Here is a 19,642-nt window from a genome sequence, read left to right on the forward strand (position 1 = left end):
CCAAACACTGGGGCTACAATTTGTAGAAAACAAACGCTACACTTGCGCCAGACTTTAAAGTCCTCTTTTGGGGACAAATACATTTGAGGGAGTTTTAAATCATGAATCATCCTAGCGAGCTGAAATATGTTGGCACTCACGAATGGGCCAGACAGGAAGATGATCTGATTGTTACTGGTATTTCAGATCATGCTCAGGATTCGCTGGGTGATCTGGTTTATGTTGAAATTCCTGAAGTGGGCAGCACCGTAACAGCTGGCGAACCGACTGGTGTGGTGGAATCGGTAAAAACAGCCTCCGATATTCATGCCCCAGTTTCAGGTATTGTGGTTGAAATCAACCCGGCGCTGGAAGATGATCCGGAAATTATTAACACTGACCCGTATGGCAAAGGCTGGATTTATAAAATTCGCCCTGATAATCCAAGTGAACTGGATGCGCTGTTATCCGCTGATGATTATGTGGCCAGCCTGGATTAATTAAATCCGGCATTGGTTGGCTAAAGCATTAACCAAGATTTTTGGCGTCAGGCTTTATTAAAATCCCTTCCTGTAAGGGATTTTATATTTTTGGCAATAAAGTTTTTAAAAAGTAAGGCAAGATAATTTTTTTACCAATTCAGTTTCACTCATCCAAAAAGGCTTAACAATCATACAAAGTGGTGCATAAAAATCAGCCGCCTGAAATGAGGATTAAAAATTTAAGCTAATTTGCGTGGTGCGCTTTTCATTTGCATAAAAATCCATTAAAACCTATAGGAATGATTGAAACAGCATGCGCCATTAATCATTTATTAACGATAAGTTCAGGAAAATAAGTATGCAAACCGTTGCCCACATCTTAAACAATAAAACCAATCAGGATATTTACACCATTTCACCGGATGCCACGGTGCTTGAAGCCCTCACCCTGATGGCAGATAAAGGGATTGGCGCGCTGGTAGTGACGCAAAACTCTAAAGTGGTTGGCATTATCAGTGAGCGCGATTACGCCCGAAAGGTGGCTTTAATGGAGCGTTCCTCTTATAGCACGTCAGTTTCTGAAATCATGACCCACGCCGTATTGACTGTTACGCCGCAGCACAGCACCAAGCATTGTATGAAACTGATGACTGACAAGCATTTGCGCCACTTGCCGGTAGTTGACAATGATCAGTTGACTGGGTTGGTATCCATTGGCGATCTGGTTAAAAATGTCATGGCTGAACAACAAAGCATGATTGACCAGCTACAAAATTACATCAGTGGTTGAAATAGTTTTGGCCGATTTCCGGTGTTGCCGCTTTGAAAATTTGGCTCATCAATTAGTTTGAGTTTGCTGTTAAAAAATAGCGCTTAAAGCTGAGCGTCGTACTGTTATCAATCAATTGCTAATCATTTGGTATGTAATAGTGTCACCAACTGATTAAAGAGCCGTTATACTGTGGGGCTTAAGTATTTTGCCTGGATTTACCCATGAGTTTACCGCGCTTACGCATCAAGAAACGTGAACAGCAACGCTTGCGTGATGGTCATTTGTGGGTGTATTCCAATGAAGTAGAGACACAAGTTACACCGCTTAAAGCCATTTCTGGCAATCTGGTGCATCTGGAAGACTATCGCGGTCAGTTTATTGCGACTGCCAGCTTTAATGCACAGTCCCTAATTTGCGCGCGTATTGTTAGCCTTGATGAAGTGACAGTGCTGGATCAGGCTTTTTTTCGCCAGAAAATTCAGGCAGCACTAGCTTTGCGTGAAACCATTTTTCAGCAGCCTTATTATCGACTGGTCTTTGGTGAAGGTGATTTTCTACCCGGTGTGGTAATTGATCGTTTTAATGACATTCTCGTTGTACAAATTAGCACGCAAGCCATTGAACAAGCCAAACCTGAACTGATTGCAGCTTTACAGGAAATCTTTGGCCAAGATTGCAGAATCCTGTTTAAAAATGATGGCAAAGGTCGCCATATCGAGCAACTGCCCGAATATACCGAGCATGTTGGCGCATCTTTTGATGACATTGAATTGATTGAAAATGGCGTACAGTTTAAGGCACCTGTAGACGGCCAGAAAACGGGCTGGTTCTTTGACCACCGTGATGGCCGCCAGTGGCTTAATACCTGTGTTGCTGGTAAGTCTGTGCTGGATGTATTTAGCTATATTGGAGGCTGGGGCATTCAGGCAGCAAAACATGGTGCCTCAACAGTGACCTGTGTAGATGCCTCGCAAAAAGCCATCGACCAGATTGGCATTAATGCCCAGCTTAATGAGCTGAATAATGTACAAACCATTTGTGCCGATGCTTTTGACTATCTCAAAACCGAGCTTAAGGCACAAGACAACACCACCTATGACGTGATTGTGCTTGATCCACCTGCCTTGATTCAAAAGCGCCGTGACTTTGACCAGGGCCGTCAGGCTTATTTTGTGCTCAATGAACACGCACTCAAACGTATTAATGACGGTGGTATTTTCATTTCTGCCTCCTGCTCTCTGCATATGACTAGCGATGAATTGCTTAAAATTGTTCAGCAAGTCGCTAGACGGCAAAACAAGCAGGTGCAACTGATTCATCAGGCGCGCCCTGCAGCGGATCACCCTCGCCTGCTTTCCATGCCGGAAGCAGATTATTTAAAATGCTTTATGTTTAAAGTCACATCAATTTAGTATTGTTCTTTCATCAGGATTTATCTGCTCATTTGCTTTTGTCAATCTAGCCAGCGGCGTTCAATGTAGCTTGGCGTTCGGCTTAAACAGCTTGGATAGCTCTAAATTTTGGATAACTTTAAATTATTGCGATTTGCCGCTTAATTTTTTTATATATTGGGGATAGCTATGCGTTGGTTACAGGTTCGTGCCACGGTTACCAAGGATCAGGTTCAACTGGCAGAAACGCTGCTGGAATCGCTCGGTGCAGTGAGCGTTATTCTGGATGATGCACAGGATCAGGCCCTGCTTGAACCATTGCCGGGTGAAATGCCGCTATGGGATCAGGTTGTTGTGACTGGCCTGTTTTATGAAGATTCTGACGTTGAACAACTGGAAGATTTTTTGTCCACTCAGTTACCCGGTGCCAATGTTCACCACGACTATCTGGAAGAACAGGTCTGGGAGCGCGCCTGGATGGATCATTATGAACCAATTCAGTGTGGTGACCGGCTATGGATTGTCCCAGAATGGTTAAGCCCGCCAGATGATAATGCCATTAACCTGATGCTTGATCCGGGATTGGCCTTTGGCACTGGGAATCACGCCAGTACTTTTTTGTGCCTGCAATGGCTGGATCAGCAGGATTTGAAAGACAAAGTTGTGATTGATTATGGCTGTGGCTCCGGCATTCTGGGCATTGCTGCCTTGTTGCTAGGTGCAAAGCAGGTTTATGCAGTTGATCTTGATCCACAAGCCGTTTTATCCACCCAGCAAAATGCCGAATTAAACAAGGTTGAAGATAAAATCTGGGCAGGATTGCCTGAAGAATTTGAGCAACAGTTCCCGAATTTACAAGCCGATGTGATTGTTGCCAATATTCTGGCTGGCCCACTTATGCATCTGGCACCAACCTTTGCAACATTAGCTAAACCACAGGCTCTTATTGCAATGGCTGGTATTATCGAAGAACAGGTTGAAGACTTAAGACAAAGCTATGCAAAATGGTTTAATTTGCATACACTTGGTCAGAGAGAAGAAAACTGGTGTCGTTTATCTGGGGAAAGATTGGCATCTGTATAAACTATAATTTTAATGACAGACATGGAGTTGGGTACAAATGACAGTCAAGCAGACACGCTGTCCATTTTGTCATAGTGCATTTTACATTACAGCCTTGCAATTAAATGCTTATCGCGGCCAGGCTCGCTGTGGTCAGTGCCATCAGATTTTTGATGCAACGGCCAATATGGTACTACCCAATAATCCGGTAAAGCCTTTGCAGTATGGTGCTGAAACCGCCAGTGATGTGACGCCGCCAACTCCTTTCATTCTTCCTACCACCAGTGAAACACCAAACCTCGCTGTGCCTGCTGAACAGCCCGAGCAGGTTACCCGTGCAATAAGTAGCTATGCTGTACCAACCCAGCCTGCACATGCCGGACGCATTGGCAATATTGAATCTTCCACGCAGCCAGCGCCGCAACATATTTTTCCTGAGCAGGCTGCTTCGGAATCTGATTTAGTATTTGCCGATATTGCCCAGCTACCCCCTGAAGCAGGTATGCCTGAGAAACTTCCTGTTAACCCGCAGGTAGCTCCCGTAGCGGAAGAACAGCTCCTGTTTTCAGATGATGCCGGCTTATTTGAGGATGATGAATTACCGATGCCTGACAATAAGCAAAACTCGCCTTTTCTAGGTGATAGTTTTAACCAGCAGTTTTTGGATGATACTTTTGAAGATATTGATGTGTTAAAGCAGCAGGAACTCAGTGATGTGGAAAAACTGCATGCTGGGGCTGATGACAGCTGGATCAATGATTTGCTGGAAGAAGACAAAAAACCAGTAGTGAATATTGAGTCCGAACTAAAGCCAATTGTGGTTACCCCTGCGCCACCAGCCTATACACCCTTGCCTGAAAATGTACTACAGCGGCTACCGGTTGATCATGATGAAGACTTACTTAGCTTTTTAAACCGGACTGGCGCAGTCACCATGCCAAGTACTACCCCGAAAGCAGGGGTCAGTAATACAACTGCTCCCAGACCAGCCAGTCACCGGATCTTAAGACCCACTACCGTAAAATATAATCCATTTTATTTTATTGGCTGGGGCCTAATGTCCTTACTGATGGTAGCTCTGCTGATTGGCCAGTATATTTACTTTAACTTTGAACATATGGCCATGGACCCCAAGACCTCAGGTTATATCTCCAGACTATGTAGCATCACTGGCTGCCAGATTCCCTACATGAATGCAGATGAACTGCATATCAAAAAGGTCAAGCTAATCCCTAATAACCGCTTGGGCGAAACTACCTTTCGTGCACAGCTTAGCAATAGTGCCAGTTTAAGCCAGCCATTTCCTGCGTTGCGTCTAAGCTTCAAGCGTGATAGCAAAACCGTTGCCAGCCAGATTATCCAGCCACGTCAATACTTGCCGGATAACCTAAAAACCCTGACTCGCCTGGCTACTAAAACACCCTATCCGGTTGAGTTCACCATCAAAACCCGTCGTGCAGACATCCAAAGCTTTAGCCTCGAGCCGCAATACCACTAATTGCAAGGCTTGAGTGCTATAGCACTGCCATAATTTGGCAGTAAAAATCAAGCGATTTATTTTGGATAAAAAACGCGCAAGGGCTGCCGTAAGCTTTGACATGGTGTTATTATAGCGCCGCACTGTGGCAGTGCTCTTTCGCAAATAGCGTATTGTATTTTGCAAATTTTTAAGCGTTTAGTCTGACGTATTTTCCTGCTTAACCTTAAGCGGGCAATACAATATTTTTTTGTTGTTTTTGGCTGATTAACATTTAACCAACTTAACTTTGGTTTTGTTGCTTGTTTTTTATTCGCCATCACCTTAAAAATATCATTTTTACGCTTAAAACTGTTGGCAAACCTGCTTGCTCGCTACCTGTGTTAAAGCATTTTCACGCTGATGAATTTTTAACCTGCACAGTTTTACTGTTGCACCGTGTGGTTTCGTTTTTGGATTTTTAACCATGAATAGCAAGTCCCCTATTTTTACTGCTCAGTCTGATGTGGCATTACGTATCCATGTTGATCGTGCAGTACGTCATTATTTTGCACAATTGCAAGGCGAACAGCCTTCTCAAGTGTACGACATGGTCTTGGCTGAAATGGAAAAACCGCTTCTTTCTGTCGTGTTGGAATACACCCGTGGTAATCAAACCCGTGCTGCTGAAATTCTGGGCCTAAACCGCGGTACTTTGCGCAAAAAGCTTAAAACTCATGGTTTGATGAGCGAATAAGCCCTGATATGAACAAGTGCCTGTGACTCCTTCACAGGCATTTTTCTTTAGGTTTTACTTTTAAATGGCTGTGCTTATCTAGCGATATTCAAGTTATCGCTTTTAAGTCACTGCTTTAAAGCTTTTTCTTCAACCTTTTGAATTTTGACGAAATATGACTGTCTCACGCGCTTTAATTTCTGTATCCGATAAAACCGGTATTGTTGAATTTGCCAGAAAGCTTAATGAGCTTGGCATTGAGCTGCTGTCTACGGGTGGCACTTATAAACTATTAAAGGAAAATAATATTCCTGTGGTTGAAGTTTCTGAACACACAGGTTTCCCGGAAATGATGGATGGCCGGGTTAAAACCCTGCACCCCAAAATTCATGGGGGTATTTTAGCGCGTCGAGGGCTGGATGAAGCCGTCATGCAGGAACATGGCATTGCGCCCATTGATCTGGTTATTGTTAACCTGTATCCCTTTGCACAGACCGTAGCAAAACCGGGCTGCTCACTTGAAGATGCAATCGAGAACATTGATATTGGCGGCCCAACCATGGTGCGTGCAGCAGCCAAAAACCACGCATCTGTAGGTATTGTGGTTAATGCCAGTGATTACAGCACTGTAGTTAGCGAGCTACAAGCCAGTAAAACCCTGTCGCATGCTACCCGTTTTGACCTGGCGGTAAAAGCATTTGAACATACTGCCCAATATGATGGCATGATCGCCCAGTATCTTGGTGCACGCGTTAACAAGCAGGCCGATGAAGCTGCTGATCGCTATGCCCGTACCTTTAACCTGCAACTGGTTAAGGCGCAAGATCTGCGCTATGGTGAAAATCCGCATCAAACCGCTGCTTTCTATGTGGAAAGTACTGCCAAAGAGGCTTCTGTTTCTACTGCCAAGCAATTGCAGGGCAAAGAGCTGTCGTATAACAATATTGCTGACACTGATGCCGCGCTGGAATGTGTTAAATCATTTGCCAAGCCAGCCTGTGTGATCGTTAAGCATGCCAATCCGTGTGGCGTGGCAGTATCACTGGATGGTATTCAGACAGCATATGATCTGGCCTATGCCACTGATCCTGAATCTGCATTTGGCGGGATCATTGCCTTTAACCGCATGCTGGATAAAGCAACTGCCAAAGCCATTATTGATCGCCAGTTTGTTGAAGTGATTATTGCTCCAGCCATTGAAGACGGTGTGCTGGAAATTACCGCAGCCAAGCAAAACGTACGTGTGCTGGTGTGTGGCGAATTACCTGCACTTGAACAGCGTGCCAGCCAGTTGGACTTTAAACGTGTGACTGGTGGCTTGCTGGTACAGGATCAGGATTTGGCTATTATTAGTGAAGCTGACTTAAAGGTTGTGACCAAGCGCGCACCGACCGAAGCTGAAATCCATGACCTGATTTTTGCCTGGAAAGTTGCCAAGTACGTGAAGTCCAATGCCATTGTGTATGCCAAAGGGCGTCAAACTATTGGTATTGGTGCAGGTCAGATGAGCCGTGTTAACTCTGCCCGTATTGCTGCCATTAAAGCCGAACATGCTGGTTTAAATGTTCAGGGCGCAGTTATGGCATCTGATGCATTTTTCCCGTTCCGTGATGGCATCGATAATGCAGCAGCCGTAGGAATTTCCTGCATTATCCAACCGGGTGGTTCAATGCGTGATTCTGAAACCATTGCAGCAGCTGATGAGCATGGCATTGCCATGGTATTTACCGGCGTGCGCCATTTCCGTCATTAATTTATAGTCAATCATATTTAAAATCCCTTAACTCCCCCCTCTCAAGGGGGACTTGCCATAAATTCTATGATTTTATTAGAATTTTGATGCTTCTCCCTTTTTAAAGAGAGTGTAGCGTTGATACAGCAGGAAGGGATTTAAAGTTAAGGATAAATAAAGTGAATATTCTGATTTTAGGCGGTGGTGGACGTGAACATGCTCTGGCATGGAAATGTGCGCAGGATGAGCGTGTTAGCAAGATTTTTATTGCGCCGGGCAATGCTGGAACCGCATTTGAAAATAAATGCAAAAACGTAGATTTAAATATTCTGGATAATGCGGCTATTGTTGAGTTTGCTAAAACCAGCAAGGTTGATCTGATTATTGTTGGCCCGGAAGCGCCACTAGTCAATGGCGTGGTAGATGCCTGCCGTGCAGCAAATTTAAAAATCTGGGGACCAACCCAGTATGCCGCACAACTCGAAGGCTCCAAAGCCTTTGCCAAGCATTTCTTAAAGCGCCACAATATTCCTACCGCATTTTATGATGTGTTTACCGAAGTAGAGGCTGCCAAGGCTTTCATTCAAAAAAATGGTGCGCCCATTGTCATTAAGGCGGATGGTCTGGCTGCCGGTAAAGGCGTGATTGTTGCAATGACCGAACAGGAAGCCTTCGACGCAGTTGATGACATGCTGGCAGGCAACAAGTTCGGCGACGCAGGTTCCCGTGTAGTGATTGAGCAGTTTCTGGACGGTGAAGAAGCCAGCTTTATCTGCATGATTGATGGCAACAATATTTTGCCAATGGCCACCAGTCAGGATCACAAGCGTATTTTTGAACAGGATCAAGGGCCAAACACTGGTGGTATGGGTGCGTATTCCCCAGCGCCTGTGGTTACACCAGATGTGTTTGAACGGGTAATGACCCAAGTGATGCGGCCAACCGTGGATGGCATGGCAGCAGATGGCCATGTTTACACCGGCTTTTTATATGCCGGCCTGATGATTGACGAGCAAGGCCAGCCGCGTGTGATTGAGTTTAACTGCCGTTTTGGTGATCCCGAAACCCAGCCGATCATGATGCGCTTGCAATCATCTTTGGTAGAGCTGGTGGAAGCTGGTATTGCCGGTAATTTGCCAAAAGACGCCCAGTGGGATGAACGCCGTGCCTTAGGGATTGTGCTGGCAGCCAAAGGCTATCCCGGCGATATCCAAACTAACGATATCATTGCTGGTCTGGATCAGTCACCTGAAGATACCAAGATCTTCCATGCGGGTACCAAACTTAGCGAAGATGGTCATGTGCTCACCAGCGGTGGCCGTGTACTGTGTGTGACTGCACTGGGCGATAATGTATTGGAAGCACAGATTGCCGCGCTGGAAGTGTGTGGACAGGTCACTTTTGATGGTATGCAGTATCGTAGTGATATTGGTTATCGTGCGATTGAGCGTGAACAAAATGCCAGCGCTTAATGCAAATAAGTCTTAAAATATAAAGTCGTAGACTGCCAATTTTGACTTAAACTTTTGTTACAATAGTACAACCGCTTTTGACTTACCGTGTTAAAAGCGGTTTCTTTTTGCCGTGCTGTTATTGCAAAAAATGGTTAAATCAATTACTTGAAAACACCAAAGCGCTTTAACAGACACTGATTTGTTACTGAAGGGTTCTGCTTCTTTCACTAAAATAACAAGTCTTTGAAATGAGCACTACATCCCATTTTAGTTTGAGGATAACGCAAATATGTCTGATCGTTCAGATAAACTTGACCAGCTAAAAACGTCTGCTTTTGATCGCCGTTTTTCAATTGCCAAAGCCTCGTTTGTTGCTGGAACCCGCTGGGCGACTGCCAATGCCAGCAGCATGTTTGCCAATGAAGAAACCAAAAGTAAAAAACGCAAACAAGCCATGAGCGAACAAGCCAATTATCTGGTACAGGAAATTGGCAAGCTCAAAGGTTCGATTGTTAAAATTGGCCAGATGATGGCTCTGTACGGTGAGCATTTCTTGCCAGAAGAAATTACAGAAGCGCTGCATACCTTAAATAATAATACCGTTGCCCTATCCTGGCCTGCTATCAAGACGCAGTTGCGCCATGAACTGGGTGTCAAGCTGGATGACTTAACCATTGACCATGAACCATTAGGCACTGCCTCACTGGCACAAGTACATCGTGCTATTCGCAAATCTGATGGGCTTGAAGTAGTACTAAAAATTCAATATCCCGGTGTGGCGGAAGCTATTGATTCAGACATGAGCCTGTTTCGCAATATGCTCAAGCTCACCCGCATGGTGCCGCAAACCCGTGAGTTTGACGAGTGGTTTGAAGAAGTGCGCGAGATGATGCACCGCGAAGTCAACTATCACATGGAAGCAGATACCACCCGGCGTTTTTATGAGCGTCTAAAAGATGACGGCCGTTATATTGTTCCGCAGATTATTGATGAATACTGCACTGACCGTGTGCTGTGCATGACCTTTGAACGTGGCGTACCTGTCAACAGTCCTGTGATGTTGTCCTTGCCGCAAGCACGTCGTGACAAGCTGGGTGAAGCATCCCTTGAAGTGACCATTCGTGAAATCTTTGAATGGGGCGAAATGCAAACCGACCCCAACTTTGGCAATTATCTGGTTCGTCTGGGTAATGGTAAGGAGATTGAAGACAAGATTGTGCTGCTGGATTTTGGGGCTATTCGCCAGTTTGACCAGAATTTATTAAATGTGGCACGCGGCTTGATCGTGGCAGGTTATCACCATGATCTGAATAAAATGGTTGATGCCATGCAGGGTTACAGTTTCTTTGACCAGATGCCAGCCAGCGTTAAACCCGGTATGGCCAAAGTATTTCTGCTGGCGACAGAAAGCTTTAGTTCACTCCAAAACAACCCTGACCTTCCGCCGGGTATTATGGATGCCGATGGCAAATATAACTGGCGTAAGAGCCAGTTGCATGCCCGTGTGATCAAGCAGGCTGGAGAATCCATGGCTTCACGCTATTTTAGTGTGCCGCCCAAGGAGTTCATGTTTATTAGTCGCAAATTTATTGGTGCCTATACCTTTATGACGGTAATTGATGCGCATACCAACATGCGCAAAATGCTGGAAGCGCATTTATAAGCTTTTGAATATTTATAAAAAAACCGCACATTAACTGCGGTTTTTTATTTTTCCTAAGGCTTAAATTTTTTCAAAGCCACTGAAAAATTTATACTTTGGCCAGCAATCGCTTGATCGGATTTAGCCGTGGCAGTTTTTTCTCACTGGTGTATCTGGCAGGATCAAAACTACGGGTTTTTAGCCAGTACATAAAAGTAAAGCTGGGCCATAAAGTGGTATTGCGTCCGGTTTCATCCAAGTACCAGCTATTACAACCGGATTTCCAGACCGATTTATCGCTTTGCTTTTGCATATCCTGCACAAATTCATCTTCAGCCTCCTGCTTGACTTCCAGCGTATTGAGCTTGTGCTTTTTCATGTACTTTAAAGCCTGCGCAATATAGCTGGCCTGCGATTCAATCATAAAAATAATTGAGTTATGGCCAAGACCAGTGTTTGGCCCTAACAGGAAAAACGCATTGGGGAAGTCATAGCTGCTAATGCCCAAGTACGCATGCATGCCATTTTTCCAGTGGGTTTGAATGCTTTTGCCATGCTTGCCAGTAATATCAAACTGGTTGGCCTGATTGGTTACATCAAAACCGGTGCAGTAAATAATCACATCAACCGGGTAATCCTGACCATTTGCCATTACACTGTTTTCACTAATTTCAGTTACCCCGCCACCCACCAGATGCACATTGTCCTGATTAAAGGCTGGATAATAGCTGTTGGACAGCAGCACGCGTTTACAGCCCATGGTGTAGTTAGGCGTTAATGCTGCACGGGTCTTTTCATCTTTGACCCGTTGCAGGTTTTTATAGGCTAGCTTCTGGCCATATTTCATGATGCGTGGATCAATCACAAAACCGGCGGCGCTGGCTTCCAGAATCCAGTAAATCTTGTTGCGATACCACTTGCGCGCCAGCAGGCTTTTTTCATATTTGTCCTTGGTTTCTTCCTTGAAGGCAAAATCTGCCTTGGGCAATACCCAAGCTGGCGTGCGCTGGAATACATACAGTTCGCTGGCTACTTTGGCCATTTCCGGCACCACCTGAATTGCACTTGCCCCTGTCCCAATCACAGCAATACGCTTGCCCTGTAAATCAACCGAATGATCCCATTTGGCAGAGTGCATGGTTACACCTTTAAAGTCATGCAGGCCCTTGATATTGGGATAAGATGGAATATGCAAGGCACCACGCGCTGATACCACGGCACGCGCACGGAATTGCTGACCACTGGCAGTATCTACCTGCCATGTGCAGTTATCATCGTTATAATGCGCACCGGTGACTTCAACATTAAAGCGGATATGCGGATACAACTGATATTTTTGTGCTACATTTTTGGTGTAATCAAAAATCTCCGGCTGTGCAGCAAACGAGCGTGACCAGCGGTTTGGCTCAAAGGAATAGCAATACATATGGGAAGGCACATCGCAGGCTGCACCCGGATACACGTTATCACGCCATGTCCCGCCCACATCATTGCCTTTTTCCAGAATAATAAAATCAACACCTGCCTTTTGCAGGGCAATGGCCATTGCCATTCCACTAAAACCAGCGCCGACTATTAATACAGAAGCGTCTAGTCCGGTGGTGCTATTGGCTAAAACTTGGGTCGCAGGCTGACTCATGTAAACATCCTTTTTGCTTTCAATCGCTGGGTAAGTCTTATAAATGACAACGCATATTGTCAAAAACAATTTAATTGCGCAAGTGGCCAGTGTTCGCTTTTCCATGAATACTGTCAACACACCAGTCACTTTTAAAAATTTTTGTCATTTAGGCCAATTCATAAATTTTCTTCTGATAATATTTTTAAAATTTAACATTAAAAATCAATATATTGAATATTTATAAAAGAAACAAAAAAGGTAATTTTTAAATTTTAGTGCCAGTCATTTCAGCAATGGGGCTTCGGCTTTTTTTGTGTCAGGATTTTAAGCATCCTACAGGTACGAAGGAATATCTGCCGCATGACTACAAATACAACCATGAACAAGGCTCAGGGCTTTGGTCTTAACCTGCTCACCCGTTTTGCTGCCAGTGATCTGATAGATCAGCTAAAAATGCGCAAATTACTGGAAAAAACCCTGTATCACGGCAGTAAATCCGGTTTTAAATTACTCGACAGCGCTTCACGCCAGTTTAAACCTGCTTCGGGTACAGGCAAGCAACGCCTGCCTGCCACTGCCAAAAACCTGTTTGATTTAAGTCTTACCGAAGAACAGCAAATGATGCGCGATACGGTGCAACGGTTTGCTGCCGATGTATTACGTCCAGCTGCCCATCATGCAGATGATCAGGCCAGTTATCCTGCTGAAATTGCCACACAGGCACAGGAGCTGGGGCTGCTGTTTTATGCCTTACCGGAAAGCTATGGTGGTGTGGCCAGTGAACAATCTGTAGTAAGTAATGTGTTAATTGCAGAAGACCTGGGTCATGGTGACTTTAGCCTCGCGGCCAATATCCTAACGCCATTAAGTGCCGCCAATGCCATTACTCGCTGGGGCACAACTGAAATGCAGGAAAAATACCTGCCTGCCTTTGCCGAAGAAACACCGCTACTGGCCACTTTTGCCATACTGGAAGCAACGCCTGCATTTAATCCCAACGAATTAAAAACCCAGGCACGCCAGACTGAACAAGGCTATCTGATTACTGGTGAAAAAACGCTGGTGATACTGGGCGAACAAGCCGATATTTTTTTAGTAGCCGCCATGTTAAACGGCAAGCCTAATATTTTTGTGGTGGAAAAACATGACAGTATTGGCGTACGCCAGAATCCGGCCATGGGCTTAAAAGCCTGCCAGACGGTGAACCTGAAATTTGGCAATACGCCTGCTGCCCTGCTTAACGATGATGATTTTGACTATCAGGCATTTCTGGATTTGGGTGCCTTAAGCTGGTGTGCTCTGGCTGTTGGCACCTGTCAGGCGGTGAAAGAATATTGCATCAATTATGCCAATGAACGCACTGCCTTTGGTGAACCAATCTCCCACCGCCAAAGCGTGGCGTTCATGATTGCTGACATGGCCATTGAAATTGATGCCATGCGCATGCTGGTGTGGAACGCAGCCAGTCTTGCTGAAGCTGGCAAGCCGTTTCATCGCGAAGCCTATTTAGCACGTTTATTATGCAATGAGAAATCCATGAAAATTGGTAATGATGGGGTTCAGATTGTAGGCGGCCATGGCTATACCAAAGAGCATCCGGTAGAGCGCTGGTATCGTGATTTACGAGCCACAGCTATTATGCATTCTGGCCTGCATGCCTGATTTACGCCAAGATTAAAGGAACACGACAATGAATTTACAAAATCCCAAAAAGTTCAAAATGATGGTGGATCAGGCACACGAAGTGGCCCTGAATGTGCTGCGTCCGATTTCGCGGAAATATGACAAAGCCGAACATGCTTACCCTAAAGAACTGGATATGCTGGCTTCACTGCTTGACGGCATGAATGATAGTGGTGGTTCGGAAACTGGCGCAGCTACGGCCGGAAAACGCGGTGAAACCCAACAGCAAGGCATTCGTAATGGCTCCAATATGTCCACAGCCTTGGGTATTATTGAAATGTGCTATGGCGATACGGGTCTGCTGCTGAGTATGCCAAGGCAAGGCTTGGGTAACTCGGCTATTGCAGCAGTTGCCAATGACGAACAACTGGAACGGTTTAAAGGTAAGTGGGCCGCCATGGCCATTACTGAGCCGGGCTGTGGTTCTGATTCAGCAGCCATTCGTACCACAGCTGTAAAAGACGGCGATGACTATATTTTAAACGGCGAAAAAATCTTTGTTACCAGTGGCGAGCGAGCCGACTGTGTGGTGGTCTGGGCGACACTGGACAAAAAATTGGGTCGAGCGGCCATTAAATCCTTTGTGGTAGAAAAAGGTATACCCGGCATGACTGTGGAGCGACTGGAACACAAGCTGGGAATTAAGGCATCAGATACGGCTGCTATTAGCTTCATTGATTGCCGCGTACCGGCTGCCAATCTTTTGGGCAATGCAGAAATTGATGTGGCCAAAGGGTTTGCTGGCGTCATGGAAACCTTTGACAATACCCGTCCACTGGTTGCTGCCATGGCTGTGGGTTGTGCCAAAGCGTCGCTGGAGCGCATCAAGGAAATTTTCAAGGACCAGCTAGATCCCAATTATGCAACGCCAGTGCTAAATACCAGCAATATTGCAGCCACCATTTATCGGCTGGAAGCGGAATGGGAAGCTACCCGTTTGCTGACCATCAAAGCATGCTGGATGGCCGATAACAAAATGCCAAACTCCAAGGAAGCCTCCATTGCCAAAGCCAAGGCTGGACGGATTGGCAGTGAGATTACCTTAAAATGCGTGGAACTGGCTGCCAGCGTAGGTTATGGTGAGGATGAGTTACTGGAAAAATGGGCACGTGATTCCAAAATTCTGGATATTTTTGAAGGTACCCAACAGATTCAGCAATTAATTATTGCCCGCCGCGAACTGGGTAAATCTTCCAGTGAATTGAAGTAAATTACACCAGCATCCTTAGCTTTTATTTTAAAAGCGTAACCTGATCCGTTACACTTTTTATCTCTCTACAGGACTAATATTTGGTCAATTTTCGCCATAGCCTTCCGGATTATTTTCCTGCCAGCGCCAGGCATCCTTTAGCATGTCTTCCAGCGTATGTTCAGCTTGCCAGTCCAAGCCCTGTTGGGCCTTGGACGGGTCTGCCCAGAATGCAGTCAAATCTCCTACCCGCCTTGGCGCAACAGTATACGGTACTGCCTTAGCCGTTACATTCTCAAAAGTCTCTACAATTTCCTTTACCGATATGCCACGCCCTGTACCCAGATTGTAAATGTGTACCTGTCCATCCTGTTGCCTGACTGAAGCCTGCAATGCCTTCACATGCCCCTTCGCCAAATCCACCACATGCAGATAATCCCGAATGCATGTACCATCTGGCGTGGGATAGTCACCCCCAAATATTGACAGTTGGGCACGCTTACCCACCGCAACCTGAGTCACAAAAGGCAATAGATTATTGGGAATTCCCTTAGGGTCTTCACCAATCAAGCCTGAACAATGCGCACCAATCGGATTAAAATAGCGCAATAAAGTCACAGTAAAATTGTTTACTGCTGCACTTGTACTGGACAGTATTTGCTCAACCATGATTTTGCTTTGTCCATAAGGATTAGATGCCGTGCCCAAAGGCATCGTTTCCTGATAAGGGACTGGCGCTTCTGGCCCATACACGGTTGCGGAAGAGCTAAATACAAAATGCGGAACATGGGCAGCTACAGCCGCCTTAATCAGGCAAAGAGAACCGGTCACATTATTATCAAAATATTCCAGTGGTTTTTCGGCGCTTTCTCCCACAGCCTTTAACCCTGCAAAATGGATAATTCCATCAATATGATAATTGGCAAATATTTTTTTCAGTAATGCTTTATCCCTGATATCTCCTTCAATAAATTCAACCGTTTTATGCGTAATATGTGCAATCCGTTCAAACGCCTTTCTGGAACTATTGACCAGATTATCCAGTGCAATGACGGTATAGCCTGCGTTCAATAACTCTACAATCGTATGTGATCCAATATAACCTGCACCACCAGTAACCAAAATATTCATGCTTTAAATTTAACCTGCTTACCTTAAAAGGCTTTAATATTCTTTAGTAAATGTATCGCCAATCATAGCCTGATTAACTTTAAACCCCACCATTTTTTATATAGGTTTCTTAATGATTAGTGCCTGAATTTCCAATCTTTTTTGGGCAGTTTCAGGAAAAGAAAAACTTTCAAAACGGCTTGATTCTGTTTCGACCTGTTCAGTAGCGGCAAGACTGATAAACAGCTGATTAGATTGATGGACCAAGCAATTTCCAGTTATAGGCACCATAAACAGCAATAATGCTTTATCCTGCGATACATACCTGGTCGTCAGGTCTTTCACCACTGGTTGATCAGAATTGATATAGAGCGAACCTACTGTCTTTGCTGCATTATAGGCAATACCTACGATTGAGATATTAGGCTTGATTGGTATGCTAATCTGATCGTTACTCTCCAGACAGGCAAATTCACACTGAAGCATCGAAGTTTTTCTATGAATAGTTTTACGGCTATAAAACGCCAGGTCAATTACCTCGTAATGATATTTATAGACAGGCGTCAAGGGTTTAATATCTCTTTTTTCATTTAATATTTCAGCGATTTTTAAACCTAATTCGCAAGCAATCGGTTTTTGAATATGAAAATCAGCTATAAAACAATCAGCTATGGTTATATTGTTTTGTTTGGCGTATTGCTGAATATATTCAAATCCACTTAATATAGGGATATTTAACTCATTGGCAATTTTTTTATAAATCAGACCAGAGATAGTTTCTTTATCAAAAGCTTTGCGTGATGGCATAATAAATAAAAAAGGCAGGCATCCTTTTTCTAATGCACGTGCTATCCCGTATTCAATGAATTCTCTGATTTGTTTTTTAGTAATTGAACCATATTTATAATAATTACGATCATTTATCGCTGTTTCCAGGATGAGCCAGTCAAACTGGAAAAAATCAATCTGACTGGCAAAATAAGGAATAATAATGGATGGCGAAGCACCAATACTATTTCTGGCTACATGAGAAATATAAGGACTTTGTTCAAGGCCACCAGCGTAACCATCCTTATAAATAGAATTGGAAGTGCCAATTAAACAAATATTCATGTAAATTACTTAGAGTGCGGCAGTATTATGAATACAGAGAATTTTTGCCACTTTGTCGGCCACCTTTCTTTTTTCAGCCACTCTTAAATAGTCCGATAATATGATTTGATCATCATTAGTAGTGAAAAGCCTGGGGCTTGCTATAAGCGGCTTGAATGGAGAACCTAAGGCTAGCACCATTCCATGTTTGGCGTCATAGAATCTGGAGTTGGTAGAATAATAACCCGTAGCACCACATCTGGCTGCTAACAAATGGGGATGAAATCTGCCAGTGATCATAAAATCTCCCTGCTGTACGGGTAAGCCCATGTTTAATAACATATGATTGCTCCAGCGTATGATGTTGGGAAATTGCTCAAGCAAAGTTTTATAGACCAGATTATCCTTATGGCTACAGGTCCAGAAGGTAACCTGATCAAATTCCTGAAAAAAATCTCTGGTAATCTGGGGTGATTGGCCGGTTACTGAGGCTTCAGTGAAACCGGATAAATGCAGCCAGCGGCCGGTATGCGACTTTGTATTTACCGGATATAAGAAAGCATCATCCAGCCCTGCAACCAGCATTGAGCAGGAATTTCCTACAATAGTTTGCAGGTCATTGATACTTTGCTCATCGCGACATTCAAAAAAGTCAAAACCCTGAATAATATTTTTCCATGCCAATTTGTCATGTTGGTCCATAGACTTGAACGGTGAAATTCCCATACCTGTAGCAACAACGGGAACATCCAGTAATTGTCCAAGCCGGACAACAGTAGAGAGTAACCGTGTGGCATTTACCCAGTTGGCAGAAGTATAGCCACCACCTAGAAAATGAAAGCCGGTAACTTTATCGAATTCTACTACCGTGGACTCTGCATACTGAGTTCCCAATCGATAAAAATCACTATAGCTGCTGCCTTCATTTTGGGAGTGACGGGGAATACGGCTGACAAAATGGACATTATCGAATTCTTTAAGCAATCTCGCTGTTGCCTCGTGGCCTTTACCATCTACAGTAATTGGGCCGTCATAGCCTGCTTCCCGATAGTAACGTAACCAGTACAGCACCAATAGCTCATCACCAAAATTTGGTGCACCATTTCCAGCTAATAAATACAACATTATTACTCTCCCGCTTTAAATATTTTATTTTCATGAATACTGTTGTTGGAATTAACAGTCGGATTATTGGTTTTAATGGCATTTATTAACGACGCATTATGTATTTTATTATTTTTAATAATATTAAACTGTGCATGATCGAGATTACTTAAACTGCTACCAAAGGTATAAGTAGTTTTTCCACTCGCCTGGTCCGCTTTACACCAGCTTGAATGTCCATCTCTGGAGCCAACATATACTGCTGGTTTATTTGAAATACCGGTGTCATAGTAAAAATCATTGGCAATAATCTGATTATAACTTGGCATGGTATGCCTTATTTGCTGCCGCTCCCCACAGTTTCTATACAAATAAATTCCACCTTTGGTTCCTACATGATAAAACTTATTATTGGTAATAGTATTTTTTTCAGAACCATCTATTGCAATTAATTCCCTGCCCGTGTCCAGCTTAAATATATTACCTTGAATCACATTATTGATGGATTCGGCATCCAGATAAACTGCGGCGCTTTTGGCTTTGCCACTAATCATTGAATCGATTAACTGGACATGATTAACACCAGGAAATACATATAAAGGCGTTGCTCCTTTAGACTGTATATTTAGATTTTTCAGTGTAATATTACTGGGTGCTATGCTACGAATCATACTGACATAGTCCTGCTGTCTGGATGCTTTCACAATTTCATCACTTGAAAGCCCATTTCGTATGCTGATACTCCCCAAAACCGTACAACCCTGAATGGTAATATTTTCAGGTTTACTGTAGTTAATATTGCCTGTCGCCGGATCAATTACTTTTTCGCTTTTTATTTGCACATCAGAAATTTGTGCTGAATTACAGTTAATAGTTGTTCCACTGGCACCTGAACCTTTGATAACGATCTTTTTGCTAACTATTTGACCCTTGTTTAAGGTAAGATCACAGTCAACAGCTACATCCTGTTTTAGCGGATGGGTGCTCGATAAAATGTTAGCCAGTTTGGCAGCGCTACACACCTGTGCAAAAGCCTCATGGCTTAAAGTCAATAAAATAACAGCCGTTATTAATTTACCAGAATACATCTTGTACTCACCTGAAAAGTGATAAGTAGTGGATCAAACTACTTATCTT

The 19,642-nt window shown here is 44.1% G+C and carries 16 protein-coding genes; 11 read left to right on the forward strand and 5 right to left on the reverse strand.

Annotated features, from left to right (window positions below):
- Nucleotides 1-101 precede the first annotated feature (101 nt).
- From gcvH to Q337_RS0104810, 9 genes are all read left to right on the forward strand, one after another.
- Nucleotides 102-479 carry a glycine cleavage system protein GcvH gene (gene gcvH, locus Q337_RS0104765; protein WP_026470625.1) on the forward strand — a complete coding sequence of 126 codons (378 nt, stop codon included), beginning with the start codon at nucleotides 102-104 and terminating at the stop codon, nucleotides 477-479.
- A 340-nt stretch (nucleotides 480-819) separates the two neighbouring features.
- A complete protein-coding gene (locus tag Q337_RS0104770; RefSeq protein WP_026470626.1) occupies nucleotides 820-1,251 on the forward strand; it encodes a CBS domain-containing protein in 432 nt (143 codons plus the stop codon).
- A gap of 203 nt (nucleotides 1,252-1,454) precedes the next feature.
- The gene (locus Q337_RS0104775; protein ID WP_026470627.1) at nucleotides 1,455-2,645 is read left to right on the forward strand and encodes a class I SAM-dependent rRNA methyltransferase; all 1,191 of its coding nucleotides are present in this window, start codon (nucleotides 1,455-1,457) and stop codon (nucleotides 2,643-2,645) included.
- A 168-nt stretch (nucleotides 2,646-2,813) separates the two neighbouring features.
- The gene (gene prmA / locus Q337_RS0104780) at nucleotides 2,814-3,707 is read left to right on the forward strand and encodes a 50S ribosomal protein L11 methyltransferase (protein WP_026470628.1); all 894 of its coding nucleotides are present in this window, start codon (nucleotides 2,814-2,816) and stop codon (nucleotides 3,705-3,707) included.
- 37 nt (nucleotides 3,708-3,744) lie between these two features.
- A complete protein-coding gene (locus Q337_RS0104785; protein ID WP_026470629.1) occupies nucleotides 3,745-5,184 on the forward strand; it encodes a zinc-ribbon and DUF3426 domain-containing protein in 1,440 nt (479 codons plus the stop codon).
- 445 nt (nucleotides 5,185-5,629) lie between these two features.
- Nucleotides 5,630-5,899 (forward strand): DNA-binding transcriptional regulator Fis, encoded by a 270-nt coding sequence (gene fis / locus Q337_RS0104795; RefSeq protein ID WP_026470630.1) that lies wholly within the window; start codon nucleotides 5,630-5,632, stop codon nucleotides 5,897-5,899.
- Between the two features lie 154 nt (nucleotides 5,900-6,053).
- Entirely contained in the window at nucleotides 6,054-7,631 is a 1,578-nt protein-coding gene (gene purH, locus Q337_RS0104800; RefSeq protein WP_026470631.1) for a bifunctional phosphoribosylaminoimidazolecarboxamide formyltransferase/IMP cyclohydrolase, read from the forward strand.
- A 158-nt stretch (nucleotides 7,632-7,789) separates the two neighbouring features.
- Nucleotides 7,790-9,082 carry a phosphoribosylamine--glycine ligase gene (gene purD, locus Q337_RS0104805; RefSeq protein WP_026470632.1) on the forward strand — a complete coding sequence of 431 codons (1,293 nt, stop codon included), beginning with the start codon at nucleotides 7,790-7,792 and terminating at the stop codon, nucleotides 9,080-9,082.
- Between the two features lie 271 nt (nucleotides 9,083-9,353).
- Complete coding sequence (locus Q337_RS0104810) at nucleotides 9,354-10,727, forward strand: ABC1 kinase family protein (protein ID WP_026470633.1); 1,374 nt, start codon at nucleotides 9,354-9,356, stop codon at nucleotides 10,725-10,727.
- Nucleotides 10,728-10,815: 88 nt separating this feature from the next.
- Here Q337_RS0104810 and Q337_RS16790 read toward each other — a convergent pair whose 3' ends face one another.
- Nucleotides 10,816-12,345 carry a flavin-containing monooxygenase gene (locus Q337_RS16790; RefSeq protein WP_051526565.1) on the reverse strand — a complete coding sequence of 510 codons (1,530 nt, stop codon included), beginning with the start codon at nucleotides 12,343-12,345 and terminating at the stop codon, nucleotides 10,816-10,818.
- A gap of 342 nt (nucleotides 12,346-12,687) precedes the next feature.
- On the opposite strand from Q337_RS16790, the gene Q337_RS0104825 reads away from it, so the two are divergent.
- Together Q337_RS0104825 and Q337_RS0104830 are read left to right on the forward strand one after the other, a co-directional pair.
- Nucleotides 12,688-13,989 carry an acyl-CoA dehydrogenase family protein gene (locus Q337_RS0104825; protein ID WP_051526566.1) on the forward strand — a complete coding sequence of 434 codons (1,302 nt, stop codon included), beginning with the start codon at nucleotides 12,688-12,690 and terminating at the stop codon, nucleotides 13,987-13,989.
- A gap of 28 nt (nucleotides 13,990-14,017) precedes the next feature.
- Entirely contained in the window at nucleotides 14,018-15,220 is a 1,203-nt protein-coding gene (locus Q337_RS0104830; protein ID WP_026470636.1) for an acyl-CoA dehydrogenase family protein, read from the forward strand.
- 84 nt (nucleotides 15,221-15,304) lie between these two features.
- Here Q337_RS0104830 and galE read toward each other — a convergent pair whose 3' ends face one another.
- The 4 genes from galE to Q337_RS16795 all read right to left on the reverse strand — a co-directional run bounded on the left by galE (nucleotide 15,305) and on the right by Q337_RS16795 (nucleotide 19,593).
- Complete coding sequence (gene galE / locus Q337_RS0104835) at nucleotides 15,305-16,330, reverse strand: UDP-glucose 4-epimerase GalE (RefSeq protein ID WP_026470637.1); 1,026 nt, start codon at nucleotides 16,328-16,330, stop codon at nucleotides 15,305-15,307.
- 96 nt (nucleotides 16,331-16,426) lie between these two features.
- Nucleotides 16,427-17,422 carry a hypothetical protein gene (locus Q337_RS0104840; protein WP_026470638.1) on the reverse strand — a complete coding sequence of 332 codons (996 nt, stop codon included), beginning with the start codon at nucleotides 17,420-17,422 and terminating at the stop codon, nucleotides 16,427-16,429.
- Nucleotides 17,423-17,431: 9 nt separating this feature from the next.
- Nucleotides 17,432-18,526, reverse strand: a complete 1,095-nt coding sequence (locus Q337_RS0104845; protein WP_026470639.1) for a polysaccharide pyruvyl transferase family protein — start codon at nucleotides 18,524-18,526, stop codon at nucleotides 17,432-17,434.
- 2 nt (nucleotides 18,527-18,528) lie between these two features.
- Entirely contained in the window at nucleotides 18,529-19,593 is a 1,065-nt protein-coding gene (locus tag Q337_RS16795; RefSeq protein WP_051526567.1) for a hypothetical protein, read from the reverse strand.
- Nucleotides 19,594-19,642: the final 49 nt, after the last annotated feature.

The organism is Alkanindiges illinoisensis DSM 15370 (genome assembly GCF_000619845.1).
Lineage (GTDB): Bacteria > Pseudomonadota > Gammaproteobacteria > Pseudomonadales > Moraxellaceae > Alkanindiges > Alkanindiges illinoisensis.

Bases quoted from the DNA above. Each gene is read 5' to 3' on its own strand.
- Q337_RS0104770 (WP_026470626.1), top strand. From the start codon at position 820: ATGCAAACCGTTGCCCACATCTTAAACAATAAAACCAATCAGGATATT.
- Q337_RS0104810 (WP_026470633.1), top strand. From the start codon at position 9,354: ATGTCTGATCGTTCAGATAAACTTGACCAGCTAAAAACGTCTGCTTTT.
- galE (WP_026470637.1), bottom strand. From the start codon at position 16,330: ATGAATATTTTGGTTACTGGTGGTGCAGGTTATATTGGATCACATACG.
- fis (WP_026470630.1), top strand. From the start codon at position 5,630: ATGAATAGCAAGTCCCCTATTTTTACTGCTCAGTCTGATGTGGCATTA.
- Q337_RS0104785 (WP_026470629.1), top strand. From the start codon at position 3,745: ATGACAGTCAAGCAGACACGCTGTCCATTTTGTCATAGTGCATTTTAC.
- purH (WP_026470631.1), top strand. From the start codon at position 6,054: ATGACTGTCTCACGCGCTTTAATTTCTGTATCCGATAAAACCGGTATT.
- gcvH (WP_026470625.1), top strand. From the start codon at position 102: ATGAATCATCCTAGCGAGCTGAAATATGTTGGCACTCACGAATGGGCC.
- Q337_RS0104830 (WP_026470636.1), top strand. From the start codon at position 14,018: ATGAATTTACAAAATCCCAAAAAGTTCAAAATGATGGTGGATCAGGCA.
- Q337_RS0104845 (WP_026470639.1), bottom strand. From the start codon at position 18,526: ATGTTGTATTTATTAGCTGGAAATGGTGCACCAAATTTTGGTGATGAG.
- Q337_RS16790 (WP_051526565.1), bottom strand. From the start codon at position 12,345: ATGAGTCAGCCTGCGACCCAAGTTTTAGCCAATAGCACCACCGGACTA.
- prmA (WP_026470628.1), top strand. From the start codon at position 2,814: ATGCGTTGGTTACAGGTTCGTGCCACGGTTACCAAGGATCAGGTTCAA.
- Q337_RS0104840 (WP_026470638.1), bottom strand. From the start codon at position 17,422: ATGAATATTTGTTTAATTGGCACTTCCAATTCTATTTATAAGGATGGT.
- Q337_RS0104825 (WP_051526566.1), top strand. From the start codon at position 12,688: ATGACTACAAATACAACCATGAACAAGGCTCAGGGCTTTGGTCTTAAC.
- Q337_RS16795 (WP_051526567.1), bottom strand. From the start codon at position 19,593: ATGTATTCTGGTAAATTAATAACGGCTGTTATTTTATTGACTTTAAGC.
- Q337_RS0104775 (WP_026470627.1), top strand. From the start codon at position 1,455: ATGAGTTTACCGCGCTTACGCATCAAGAAACGTGAACAGCAACGCTTG.